The sequence below is a fragment of the Acetobacter tropicalis genome (assembly GCF_001580915.1).
In the GTDB taxonomy this organism is placed as follows: Bacteria; Pseudomonadota; Alphaproteobacteria; order Acetobacterales; family Acetobacteraceae; genus Acetobacter; species Acetobacter tropicalis.
In genome coordinates this window covers 32,418-45,376 of record NZ_LHZQ01000221.1, presented here as the reverse complement: position 1 = coordinate 45,376, position 12,959 = coordinate 32,418, and the positions used below count along the sequence as shown (strand labels likewise).

At 58.4% G+C, this 12,959-nt stretch carries 10 protein-coding genes; 8 read left to right on the top strand and 2 right to left on the bottom strand.

Going from position 1 to position 12,959, the window contains the following annotated elements; translation table 11 throughout:
- The first annotated feature begins 151 nt into the window (after window positions 1-151).
- The 5 genes from AD944_RS14275 (at window position 152) to AD944_RS14255 (ending at window position 4,522) form a co-directional block, all read left to right on the top strand.
- A complete protein-coding gene (locus AD944_RS14275) occupies window positions 152-1,354 on the top strand; it encodes an aspartate aminotransferase family protein (RefSeq protein ID WP_045542426.1) in 1,203 nt (400 codons plus the stop codon).
- A complete protein-coding gene (gene argF / locus AD944_RS14270) occupies window positions 1,351-2,349 on the top strand; it encodes an ornithine carbamoyltransferase (protein WP_045542398.1) in 999 nt (332 codons plus the stop codon). Before AD944_RS14275 ends, argF begins: the two co-directional genes overlap by 4 nt.
- Window positions 2,350-2,352: 3 nt before the next feature.
- Complete coding sequence (locus tag AD944_RS14265; RefSeq protein WP_045542399.1) at window positions 2,353-2,667, top strand: hypothetical protein; 315 nt, start codon at window positions 2,353-2,355, stop codon at window positions 2,665-2,667.
- Window positions 2,668-2,789: 122 nt separating this feature from the next.
- Window positions 2,790-3,740, top strand: coding sequence for an Hsp33 family molecular chaperone HslO (gene hslO / locus AD944_RS14260; protein ID WP_035379493.1), 951 nt, complete (start codon window positions 2,790-2,792; stop codon window positions 3,738-3,740).
- A 239-nt stretch (window positions 3,741-3,979) separates the two neighbouring features.
- Entirely contained in the window at window positions 3,980-4,522 is a 543-nt protein-coding gene (locus AD944_RS14255; RefSeq protein WP_045542400.1) for a flavin reductase family protein, read from the top strand.
- Between the two features lie 267 nt (window positions 4,523-4,789).
- Here AD944_RS14255 and AD944_RS14250 read toward each other — a convergent pair whose 3' ends face one another.
- A complete protein-coding gene (locus AD944_RS14250) occupies window positions 4,790-5,140 on the bottom strand; it encodes a zinc ribbon domain-containing protein YjdM (protein ID WP_045542401.1) in 351 nt (116 codons plus the stop codon).
- A 183-nt stretch (window positions 5,141-5,323) separates the two neighbouring features.
- Here AD944_RS14250 and AD944_RS14245 point away from each other — a divergent pair, with 183 nt between their 5' ends.
- Window positions 5,324-6,310 carry a hypothetical protein gene (locus AD944_RS14245; protein WP_006558521.1) on the top strand — a complete coding sequence of 329 codons (987 nt, stop codon included), beginning with the start codon at window positions 5,324-5,326 and terminating at the stop codon, window positions 6,308-6,310.
- Between the two features lie 57 nt (window positions 6,311-6,367).
- Here the strand turns inward: AD944_RS14245 and AD944_RS14240 are convergent, their stop codons facing one another.
- A complete protein-coding gene (locus AD944_RS14240) occupies window positions 6,368-8,680 on the bottom strand; it encodes a TonB-dependent siderophore receptor (protein ID WP_082741223.1) in 2,313 nt (770 codons plus the stop codon).
- A gap of 124 nt (window positions 8,681-8,804) precedes the next feature.
- Between AD944_RS14240 and hrpB the strand changes: the two genes are divergently transcribed.
- Both hrpB and AD944_RS14230 read left to right on the top strand, forming a co-directional pair.
- Window positions 8,805-11,372: an ATP-dependent helicase HrpB gene (gene hrpB, locus AD944_RS14235; protein WP_045542428.1), complete on the top strand. Its 2,568-nt coding sequence runs from the start codon at window positions 8,805-8,807 to the stop codon at window positions 11,370-11,372.
- Window positions 11,373-11,502: 130 nt separating this feature from the next.
- Window positions 11,503-12,606, top strand: a complete 1,104-nt coding sequence (locus tag AD944_RS14230; RefSeq protein WP_035379404.1) for a S1C family serine protease — start codon at window positions 11,503-11,505, stop codon at window positions 12,604-12,606.
- Window positions 12,607-12,959 lie beyond the last annotated feature (353 nt).

The following is a 12,959-nucleotide window of genomic DNA, read 5'->3' as shown; positions in this document are numbered from 1 at the left end:
TTTTCGCACTCTGCGTTTGACTCTGGCTGCACAACGCAGTCATCATTGCGTCCGCAACGGGTCGCCCGCTCCACACAGGCAGCGGGCGTTTTCTGTTTTGCGTGATTTTGTCCCTTTTTTGAACAATGACAGCAACACAAAGATAACCTCCATGATTCCAGCCCTGACCCCTACCTACAACCGCGCTGACCTCGCCTTTGAGCGTGGCGAAGGCGCATGGCTGTACACCACGGACGGGCGACGATTCCTGGATTTTGCTGCTGGCATTGCCACATGCTCCGTTGGCCATGGCCACCCGCATCTGGTGGAAACCGTGCAGCAGCAGGCCGCCAAGGTCATGCATGTGTCCAACCTGTTCCGTATTCCGCAGGCTGAAAAGCTGGCGCAGCGGCTGGTGGATAACAGCTTTGCGGATAGCGCGTTCTTCTGCAATTCCGGCGCGGAAGCCAATGAAGGCATGGTGAAATTCGCCCGCCGGGCACAGGCTCTTGCGGGCCACCCGGAACGGACGGAAATCATCTGCATGGATGGCGCGTTCCATGGCCGCACGCTGGCCATGCTCTCCGCCACAGGCAACCCGAAATATCTGGAAGGCTTCGGCACTCCGGTTCCGGGCTTCCTGCATGTGCCGTTCAATGACATCGAGGCCGTGAAGGCCGCCATCACGCCCCGTACCGCCGCCGTGATGCTGGAACCCATTCAGGGTGAAAGCGGCATCAAGGTTGCCTCGCCAGAGTATCTGCGGGCGCTGCGTGCCCTGTGTGATGAAACGGGCGTGCTGCTGGCACTTGATGAAGTGCAATGTGGTGTAGGCCGTACCGGCAAGCTGTTTGCGCATGAATGGGCAGGCATCAAGCCGGATGTGCTCTCCACAGCCAAAGGGCTGGGCGGCGGCTTTCCCATCGGCGCTGTTCTGGCAACGGAAGCGGTCGCCAAGGGCATGACAGCAGGCACCCACGGCACCACGTTTGGCGGTAACCCGCTGGCCTGCGCCGCCGCCAACGCCGTGCTGGATGTTCTGCTGGCCCCGGGCTTTCTTGAGCAGGTGCAGGCCCGCGCCAAACTGCTGGACACCCAGCTGGATAAACTGGTGAAAGAAGCGCCGGGCGTGTTTTCCGAACGCCGTGGCCTTGGCCTGCTGATCGGCCTGCGTTGCGTGCCGCCAGTAGGGGAAGTGCAAGCTGCCGCACAAAATGCTGGCCTGTTGTGCGTAACGGCCGGAGACAATGTTCTCCGTCTGGTGCCGCCCCTTACCGTTACGGAAGAAGATTGCATGGAAGCGGTATCCCGCCTGCGGCAGGCCATTTTTTCCAATAGCCATAATAACAAGACAGTTCTGGAGCCAACCCCGTGAGCGCTGCCCTTTCCACCGTCTCCCCTACCCAGACCCAGGCCGGGCCGCGCCATTTTCTTGACCTGAAAGATCTGGACGCAGCAACCCTGCGCCAGATTCTGGATGTTGCCCGCAGCATGAAGACCATGCAGCAGGGGCGGCGGTTCCCTCTGCACCCGCGCCTGCCACTGGCCGGGCGGATGCTGGGCATTATCCTCTCCAAACCCTCCACCCGTACCCGCGTTTCTTTTGAAGTAGGCATCCGCCAGCTTGGGGGGGACGCCATTATCCTCACACCGGGCGAAATGCAGTTGGGGCGGGGGGAGACCATTGCCGATACTGCCCGCGTGCTTTCCCGCTTTGTAGATGCGCTGGTGCTGCGCACCGGCAAGACAAGCTCCCTGCTTGATCTGGCGAAATGGAGCAGCGTGCCCGTTATCAACGGCCTAACACCAAGCTCTCACCCGGTGCAGATTCTGGCTGACATTCTGACGTTTGAAGAACATCGCGGCCCCGTAAAAGGCCGCACCTTTGCCTGGACCGGTGACGGCAACAATGTGCTGGTGTCCCTGATTGAAGGGGCCGTGCGCTTTGGGTTCAAACTGCGTGCCGCCACCCCGCCAGATATGCGCCCACCGCAGGACGTGCTCGACTGGGCCACCCGTGAAGGGGGCGCGGTGGAATGGACCGCCGACCCGCGTGAAGCCGTGAAAGGTGCTGATTGCGTGGTGACGGACACTTGGATCAGCATGTCTGATTCAGAAGAAGAAGCCGCCACCCGCATGGCCAAGCTGGAAGCCTATCAGGTCAATCCTGCCCTGATGGCGCTTGCAGCCCCCAATGCCCTGTTCATGCACTGCCTGCCTGCCCATATAGGTGAGGAAGTAACAAAGGACGTGTTTGAAGGCCCGCAATCCGTGGTGTTTGATGAAGCTGAAAACCGCCTGCATGCCCAGAAAGGTGTGCTGGCATGGGCCATGGGCGGCGCAGACTGGCTTTCTTTCGGGAAGGAATAAGCAATGAGCGGTACGGAGAACGCACACCCTACCAGCACGGAAGAAACACCCGCCGCCCCCGGCTGGGTGGAAGATTCGCTGGACAGAATTCTGGCAACCCTGCCTTTCCCGGCAGACAAGCTGGCTCCGTTTCGTGCCTCCTATCTGGATTGCCTGGCAGGATGCGGCCGTGCTGCTGATCTGGACCGCGCCCATGATGCCTGCCGTCAGGGGTTGCTACGCGCTCTGAAAGATGGGCTGGACATGGATGCTGAAACCAGCCGGGCGCTTGAACAGAAGCTGGAAAAGCTTGAACTGGACATTTCAAGCGCCATTTAAAGCAGAACGTGTTGACGCGGGCAGAAGAGCGCCGCCAGCCATAGGATGCTTTTTCTCAAGCATTTATGTGGATGGCCTCCGCGCACTTTCTGCCCGTTTTTCTTTTTTCAAGGCCCCCCATCATGCAAACCCCCGCTTTTCTTGACCGTGACCGTCCCGATGTGCCTGATCTGGTTGTGCCGGGCGGCATAACCCCGTTTTTCCTGCAAGGCCGCCCCGTGCGCGGACGGCTGATCCGCCTTGGCGTGCTGGCGGATGTGCTGCTGACCCGTCATGACCATCCTGCCCCCGTCACCCGGCTGGCAGGCAAAGCGCTGACTGTTGTGGCGGCACTGGCCTCCGCGCTGAAGTTTCAGGGCTCTTTTTCTCTTCAGATCAAGGGCGATGGTCCTGTCACCATGCTGGTTGCGGACTGCACGGATACGGGTGCTCTGCGCTTTTACGCCCGCACGGATGAAGACGCCCTGAACGCGCTTCTGGCAGAAACACCCAACCCGACGGACCGCGATCTTCTGGGCAATGGCTATCTTGCCCTGACCGTGGATCAGGGACCGGATACGGAGCGGCATCAGGGTATTGTGGACATTGCGGGAGATGATCTTGCCACCATGGCCTCCCACTACTTCGCCACCAGTGAACAGCACGCCTGCTGGATCTATCTAAGCTGCAAAATGACCGATGCAGGCTGGCGCGCAGGTGGACTGGTGCTGGAGCGTATTGCGGGTGAAGGGGGCTCTCACGTGGTGGGAGATGAGAATGCCGATGCAAGCTGGGAGACAGCGACCATTCTGGCGACCACCCTCACCAGCCGGGAACTGCTGGACGATACATTGCCTCCGGCTGATCTCCTGTATCGCCTGTTCCATGAGGAAGGTCTGCAAATAGGCCACCCGCGCGCGCTGGCCTATGGTTGCCGTTGCTCGCGCGCGCGTCTGGCCGATGTGCTTCAGGGCTTCCCGGATGATGATCTGGACCATATGGCACAGGATGACGGCCAGATTGTCATGACCTGTGAGTTCTGCAACATCGACTTCCGCTTTCCCCGGAAGGATATTTCGCCTCACGCAGGCTGAAACCTCCTCCCTTTTTTCGGCTTTTGTTAAACAAGACATCCCTTAACGGCCCATGCACACAGCCCTGTTGCATGGGCCGTTTTGCTTCCAGCGTCATGACGCCTCTTTTAGTCTGTAACGTTCAGCCCGGTTGCGCGTCAGATCTGCTGGAGTTTGCCCTTTGAAAGCACTGGCTTTTTAGAAGAGCGCTCTCACCAAGACTGTGCCAGTGTGTACAGACGTGAGCAGAAGAGGATGACATGAAGCATTTGCCCCTCAACCGCGCTTTTACGCTGCTGGAACCCGGCCCGGTTCTTCTGATCACCACGCATGATGGCACCAGAAGCAATATCATGACTCTAACATGGAGCATGGTGCTGGATTTTTCAGCCAGTTTTGCCATTACCACCGGACCATGGAACTATTCTTATACCGCACTCACAAAAACAAAGGAGTGCGTGATCTCACTTCCGACTGTGGACATGATTGATACCGTGGTGGGGATCGGCACGTGCTCAGGCGAAGATACTGACAAATTTGATAAATTCGCGCTCACGCCCCTCAAAGCAGCCCATGTTAGAGCGCCTCTTATCAAGGAATGCCTCGCCAATATCGAGTGCAGGCTGGTGGACAGAATTGACCGCCACAACATTCTTATTCTGGAAGGACTTGAAGCCTATTTTGACACCAGCCGGAAGGAACAACGGACCCTACATGCGGTAGGGGACGGCACCTTTATCGTCGATGGCCGCAAAATTGATAGAAAAGAAATGATGCAGTCAAAATTGCCTGAAGGCCTTTGAAAGCCCCGCCCTTTTCTACACAAGGCTTCCCGACAAAAGAGCACCAAAATGAAAAACAAGTTCGGGCGGCTTGGTGCGGCGGGCTGTCCGGGTCAGGATGCCCGCCTTTATGTGCACAAAAACACCAAATAGCTGTACGCCCGATGCACTGGCACCGGGCTTGCAGACAGAGTGTTTTGACAGGACGTTTTTATGATGGGCAACTTGGCTCTCAAAAACCGTCCTGCCCCTTTCGGGAAGCCTCTGATCCCTAGGAAAGATGGCTCCTCAGGACTTCTTCACAAATTCAGATTTCAGATTCATCGCGCCAAAACCGGGAATTTTGCAGGCAATATTATGCCCGTCCGCACCATCGGTCAGCCGGATATTCTTGACCTTGGTGCCACCCTTCACCGCCTGAGAAGACCCTTTGATTTTCAGATCCTTGATAACGGTCACGGTATCGCCATCGGTCAGAACGTTTCCGTTGGCATCTTTCACAACGCTGGTATCTTCCGCTGCATCGTTGCCCGTGGCGTCCTGGCTCCACTCGTTCCCGCATTCCGGGCAGATCCACAGGCTGCCATCCAGATAAACGTGTTCACAGCCGCAGGTCGGGCAACTCGGGTTACGCTCCACACTTACTCTCCTTGTTGATGGCCGGACCCTACTGCATGCCAGCCCGGATAGGAAGCGCAGCACGCACCATAACGGGCCGTTGACCGCCGCCGCCGCCGAAGGCAGGATTTGGCCGGGCAGAGTCTCGGCTCCTGCCTTCATCCGAGTTTGATCCGGGATCTTTGACTAGAAAGGGTCCACACCATGACGCTGTTCTCTCGCCCGCTACGCCTGTCGCTCACCGCCGCCCTTGTGCTGCCAGCCCTGCTGGCTGGCTGTGCGAGCGAACAGCAACCCACGCACTTTGCCCCGCTGCGCTATGATTACCTCAGCCAGATGAACCTGAATGTCAGCACGCTTTCAGTGGTGGACAATACCGTGACCAACCCTGTTCCCGGCGATATTGGCGCGCGTGCCCCCACGCCCCCCGTTCAGGCTGTACGCCAGATGGTTCAGGATCGGCTGGCCGCAGCCAGCAACAACGGCAGCACCGCCCAGTTCGTGATTGACCGTGCCTCCATCCTGCATAATGCCGGTGGCACGCTGAACGGGCAGATTGATGTGCATCTGAACATCCTCAACCCCGGTGGCACGCAAGCCGCCCATGCTGAGGCCCATGTAAGCAGCACCGTGCACCCTGACCTTTCAAAAGGGGATGCGGATAGCCCGGCCAATCTTTACGAAATCACACAGAACATGATGCAGCGGATGAATGTGGAACTTGAATATCAGGTTCGCCATTCCTTAAGCACGTGGCTTGTGGATGCCGGGGGCACACCCGTCGGCTCTGCCATTCAGACCCAGCAGTTGGGCAAACCCGGTGAGAGCACCCCTGCCACACTCGCAGCTCCTGCCGCTGCTGCCACAACGCAGGCTGTCACCTCTCCCACCACATCCACAGCGGAACCGGCCTCGCCCACCACCGAGCCAACAAACGCGCCCATCACCACCCCAAAAGTAGAGGTGCCAAATATTACAACACCCAAGGTGGACGTGCCGGGCACGGAGGCTCCTCAGAACACGACGGCACCCGCCGCATCACCCTCCAGCAGTGAACCTGACCCAGTGTTCCCTGCTGGTGAGGGCGATGACAGCACCTCATCAACCGCAAAGCCCAAAACGCTTTCACCCAAGCCCAGTTATCTGAAGGTGCCCACGACAAAAAGCACCACATCCTCATCAGGCAACTAAAGACTTTCCCCCCTCCCTTCACTCAGGAGGGGGTTTTTCTTTCCCTGCAAACAGGTTTTAGAAAACACTCTGTACCGTGGCCATAAAGTTTCGCGGCTCGCCATAGTAGTTGTAGTAATAGATATTTCCGAGGCGCTGAAAGTAACGTGTATTGGAAAGGTTGTTGACGTTGACAGTAATGTTCAGTTCAGGCCGAAGCTGATAGCCAATCTGCGCATTGGCAACAACGTAGCTCCCCTGTGTCACCGTGCGGGACGTTCCAAAAGTGCCACTTTGCGCCGTCAGGCCGCCACCAACGCTCCACACATTGCGCGTCACCTCCGGCGGGGCAAAACGATAATGGGTCCAGAGTTTGAACAGATGCTTGGGTGAGTTGGGTGTATAAGCCTGCCCGACCAGAGAGGCCGTGCTGTCTTTCAGAATAACGTTATCATTGTAGGTGTAACTGGCATTGATATCCCACCCCGGCAGCAGGCGGCCTATCATTTCCACTTCTGCCCCCTGACTGCGCACCTTGCCTGCGGCCCGGTAACAGGTGCTGGTGCCCGAGCGGCCACAAATGGGCTCCATGTCCCCTTCCGCCATCGCTTTATTCCGCTCAATCACCCTGTATCCGGAAAGAGTGACATTCAGTTTGCGATGAAAGAAATTCCCTTTCAGGCCCCCTTCAATCTGCTGCCCCTGAACAGGCTTCAGGCGTCCGGAAAGGCTGTAGGCTGACTGCGGAGAAAACGTATCCGTAAAACTGGCATATGCTGTCAGGTTAGGCACAACATGCCACACCAGCCCCAGATACGGTGTTGGCACCGCGTTGTTTTTCTGGCTGATGACATAAGGCGTGTTTCTCGAAATATTTTTGTATTTATACTCATAGAAACTTAACCGCCCGCCCAGCATCAGTTCAAGAGAAGGCAACAGATGAACACGGGCTGACCCATATACCCCTCCCTGTCTGGTGGGCTCCCGATACATGGTGGTGAGAGCGGGTTCAATAGTGCTTGAAATGGCAGGAGAGAAAATATCCAGTCCGGTCAGGGAAGTATCCGTCCGCCATGACTGCGATGCTCCGCCATCCACCATCACATCAGAATCATAATTCCCTCCAATCAACAGATCGATCTTATGACGCAACACGCGCACAGGGCCGGTAAAATAGAGGTCTGCACCATCATACTGATCATGGATAGAAGCTGTGGAGACAACAAAATTACCGCGTTTCTGTGCTGTAACCGGACTATTGAGATAGCTATAATGCTGGCTGTTATCTGTCACACGGTGGCGGCCACTCAGCCGCACGCGCCATCCACCGCCAAAGCGATGCTCCAGTTCGCCGCCCAGTTCATACATGGGGGAGGTGGTATATCCCCAGTTCGCACCCACAAAACTGTTCCGGTTCAAATGCAGATCACTGCCATCAGTCGCGCGCGGTAGCCCCATAAAGCGCGTGGTATCGTTTTTCTGCCCCATGGCCACCAGAGACACGGTGGTATGATCTGTGACATGAACATCAATATCTGCGTACGCCGTCCAGCGGCGATCATGCGCTTTCTGATAGAAATAATCGCGATCCGTGCCCGCCAGAACAAATCGGCCTGTCACACGTTTTGAAGCCGTAAGCGGGCCTGTAACATCTGCATCCGCATGGAAATTGTTCCATGACCCACCACTGAAAGACCCCTGCGCCTTGAAATGATCCAGCGGCCGCTTGCGCACAAAGTTCACACTTCCGCCCGGAGGAGCCGATCCCTGAAACATCCCGTTAGGGCCACGCAGTACTTCAAGCCGATCATAAATAGCCACATCAAACTGCTGCGCCATTTGCAGCCCCCCGGTAGAGGGCACACCATCAAACTGAGGGGTTAGCGCGTACCCGCGGGCGGTCATGCCGGCTGTGCCATCGCCATACAGGTTGACATTCACGCCCGGCACCTGCTTGAGCGCATCATCCACGGTATTGAGGTTTTGATCACGCATCTGCTGGCGGCTCAGAACAGATACTGACTGTGGAATTTCATCCAGCCGCATCAGCATCTTGCTCATGGAAACAGCTTTCACCACGTAGTTACCCGTACCATCCGTTGTGGCGTTTCTGTTCCGCTCGCCCTGCACCACAAGGCTTTCCACACTGCTGGGCATATCATTGTCAGTGGTCTGGTGCTGCTGGCTTTTCTTTTTGGCGGCATCATCCGTATCGGCTGCCTGCGCCACCATAACCGGCAGTCCAGCCATCATACTCCATAGAAAAACGCCATACTGGCACGCACTTCGTGCTGTCAGCTTCCTGTTGCCCTGCTTTGCCACGCGCCCCGCCGCCTGTTGAACCGCCACCACACCCTTACTTTCTATTTCGTAAATGAGAATCAGTCGCATATCACAGTTGTGTGATAAACCACAACAGTTCGGTCCGCGTTTGCAGGGTTTTTCTCCTGGCAGCCCTACCTCTTCCTGGCGCGCAAACATTGCCGTGCGCGGCGCGCAGAGCCATAAAGCGGCTATGCCCACACCGCTTCACACTCAGGATCTGTTCTCTCTGGCTGATGGTCTTCCGGTAAAGGACGCCCTGCCCGGCCTTTTTGCGGCTCTTGCACGGGAACCGTCTGCGGGGCATCCACCCTCCGCCATTCTGGTCGCCCCGCCCGGTGCGGGTAAAACCACGACTGTTCCGCCGGTTCTGGCCAATGCGCCGTGGCGGCGAGAGGCCGATCGCATCATCATGCTGGAACCCCGCAGGCTGGCAGCCCGCGCCGCCGCCCAGCGCATTGCCGCACTGATGGGAGAAGAGGTTGGTGGCTTTGTGGGCTACCGCACCCGCCTGGATGCCGCCATTTCTGCTGCCACCCGCATTGAAGTGCTCACGGAAGGTCTGTTCCTGCGTCGTCTGCTGGGGGACCCCATGCTGGAAAACGTGGCCTGCGTGATAGTAGATGAAGTGCATGAACGCTCTTTGGAGGCAGACCTTGCTCTTGCCTTTTGTCTGGACCTGCAACGCACGTTACGGCCTGACCTGCGGCTGGTGGCCATGTCCGCCACAGCGGAAACCGAGCGTCTGGCCAGCCTGATGAACGCCCCCGTGCTCACCAGTGAGGGACGCATGTTTCCGCTCACCGTGCAGCATGCCAAACGGGACATCCCTCATATACGCGATCTGACAAACGTAACCGCCACCGCCGTGCGGCAGGCGCTGGCTGAGACTGAAGGGGATATTCTGGTCTTTCTGCCCGGCACGGGCGAAATCCGGCGCACCATGCAGCTTCTGGATGGTTGCGCCGCCACCGTTTTACCCCTGCACGGAGAACTCCCCCCGGCGGAGCAGGCCCGTGTGCTGCGCCCCGGTGCCGCAGGCGAGCGACGGGTTATTCTGGCAACGTCCATTGCCGAGACATCCCTGACTGTTCCGGGTGTGCGCGTGGTGATTGATGGTGGCTTTCGGCGTGCACCCCGTTTTGATGCCGGTGCAGGTCTCTCCCGCCTTGAAACGGTGCGTATTTCCAAGGCTGCCGCCCGCCAGCGTGCGGGGCGTGCAGGGCGAGAAGCGCCCGGTACCGCCATCTGTTTATGGACCTCCGCCACGGAACGCGGCCTGCCTCAACATGACCGACCGGAAATTCTGGAAGCCGATCTGGCCGATTTTGTGCTGGCAACAGCATTATGGGCGGATAGCGTGGGGGAAAATGACGCCCCGCTCCCTCTGCCCGATCAGCCTCCGGGCAGCGCCGTAGCGACCGCGCGCGAACTGCTCACTATGCTTGGTGCATTGGATGACGCCGGTAAAATCACCCCACTTGGGCACAACATGGCGGCGTTGGGCACCCACCCACGTCTGGCCGCCATGATGCTGGCGGCCAATACGGAAGAAGAAGCCGCACTGGCGGCAGACCTTGCCGCCCTGCTTGAAGAACGGGACCCGCTGCGCCCGCGTGCTGCTGGCCGATCTGGACCTCCTCCCATCCCGCCGGCGGATATTTCTCTGCGGCTGGACCTGATAGCGGGGGGAGATCATCCCGATGCAGACCGAGGAGCCTTGGCCCGTATTCGGCAGGCCGCATCCCGCTTCCGCCTTCGGCTAGGGTTGAAGGCCCGGCATCCCGCACAGGGAGACCCTGCCGCCCTGCTGGCTGCGGGTTTTCCGGACCGTATTGCGCTCTCTCGCGGGGAAGCTGGAAATTTCCGCCTTTCCAGCGGCACCAACGCCCGCCTGCGCCGTGATGACCCATTGGCGGAAAAAAAACTGCTGGCCGTGGCTGGCCTGCACCTCCGCACCTCTGCCGAAATCCGGCTGGCCGCTCCGCTTGATCTCAACGCCCTGCCTCCGGCGCTGCTGGATCGCACAAAGGAGCAGGTTGAAACCTCGCTTGATTCCGTATCAGGCAATATTCTGGCCCGCCGCCGCACCCGTATTGGCTGCCTTGTCCTGCGGGACCGTACAGAAAAAGTGCAGAGTGGAGATGCCTCCGCCCTGCTTCTGGCCCAAGCCAAAGCAACCCCCGATACCGCATTGGAATGGAGCGATGCCGCGCGCCAGCTTCAGGCCCGTGTAGAACTGGCCCGCACGCTGCCCGGCGGTACCCATGGCGTGGAAGACGGTTGGCCGGTTTTCTCAACCCCGGCACTGGCCGACAGCATGGAAGACTGGCTGGCCCCGTGGCTAGAGGGGCTCTCTTCCCTCACGGACCTCAAGGAGCTGGATCTCACCACACTGCTCCGCAACCATCTGGGCTATGCCCGCACAAATTGGCTGGATACGCATCTGCCCGCCAGCCTGCCTTTCCCCGGTGGCACCGCCAAAGTGGATTACACGCAGCCTGTGCCGGTTGCAGAAGCACGGGCACAGGTGTTTTACGGCACGGATAAAACGCCCCAGCTTGCCGGTGGGCGGGTGCCTCTCCGGCTGGCTCTCCTCTCCCCCGCAGGCAGACCGCAGGCCATTACGGCGGATCTTGCAGGTTTCTGGCAAGGGGGCTGGGCGGATATGCGGCGTGACATGCGCGGCCGTTATCCCCGGCACGAATGGCCTGAAAACCCAGCCCTCGCCCCCGCAAAACCACGGACCTCCCGCCGTTAAGGCGTTGGGTAAAGCGTGATGTTTTCATGACATTCCGCCCTGTAATGTTACAACAAGGGCACATCACCATTGCGCCAGAGCAGGAAACAAGGGCAGAAGTGACCATGATTGGAAACCTGACCACGGCCCGATGAAGACACTCCTGCGCAGCCTGCCTGTTGTTGCTGCCGCCTGCCTGTCCGCAACCCAGAGCACAGCAGGCGCTGCTCAAGCGCAACCGCTGCCTACCTTTGCCCCTGCGGTCCCGTTGGTCGCCCCACCCGGCCCTACATCCTTCGCGCCATTGGTGCGCAAGGTGGTGCCCGCCGTTGTCAACATTGCCGTGACGCGGGATTCCGATTCTGACAAACGAAAAAAACTACCTTCCGCCGTAAAAGGCACCCCACTGGAACGCCGCTTCCGGGAACGGATGCGCAAACATGGCGATGAAGTTCTGGGCGCGGGCTCGGGCTTTATTCTTGATCCATCCGGCGTGATTGTCACTAACGGGCATGTGGTGGAGGATGCTGACAAAATCACCGTCGCATTGGTAGACGGTAAGGAATACACCGCCCAGCTTCTCGGCATTGACCCTCTGACAGACATTGCCGTTATCAAAATTCAGAGCAACACCCCTCTGCCTTACGTGCAATGGGGGGACAGCCGCCTTGTGCAGGTTGGAGACTGGATTGTGGCAGCGGGAAACCCCTTCGGGCTGGGGTCCTCCGTTACGGTAGGCATTGTCTCTGCTCGCGGGCGGGATATTGGCACCGGCCCGTTTGATGATTTCCTTCAGCTTGATGCCCCCATCAACCCCGGTAACTCCGGCGGCCCCACCTTCAATCTGGCAGGACAGGTGATTGCGCTGAACACCGCCATTGTCTCCCCCACCGGTGGTTCTGTGGGGCTTGGGTTTTCCATCCCGTCCGAGATTGTCATCCCCATTGTCAATTCCCTATGGCATGATGGGCATCTTGACCGGGGCTGGCTGGGCGCCACTCTGGAAGACATCATCACCCACAATGGCGCCCTTGTGGCGGAAGTGGACCGTAACGGCCCTGCTGCGCGCGGCGGTCTGAAAAAAGGCGATATCATTACGGCCATGGCAGGCGAACACATGGACACGGCCCGCAGCATGATCCGCGCCATTGCCGCCGCCCGCCCCAACACGGATTTACAAGTCACCGTGCAGCGGAAGAACCAGCCTCTGGTCTTGACCGTTCATATCGGCCGCCGCCCCCGCTCGGAAGACTGACGCGCCCCATTCCGCTTTGCATCATCGTCCGGATTCTCTGGGGGCTTGGCTCTGAGAATCTGTTTTTATGTGGCTTCCCTTCTCGCTTCTCCTTTTTAAAAACTGTCCAAAAGGTCAGCCTCCGAGCGCGGGTAAAGAGCAAAAACAGGCAAGACTACGGCCTTTATGTTTCATCTTTGCAACACAGGGGTCACTTTATATATCTGCATATCTAATGCGTGTTGACGGAATGACAGAACGCTCCCTAGATTTCAGAACGTTGCACATGAACACCGAAAGTATTTTTGGAGCAGGCAAATATTGCCTGAGGATCTGTTTGTTCTTTTCTTGATTCTGGACGTTCATTTTGAACA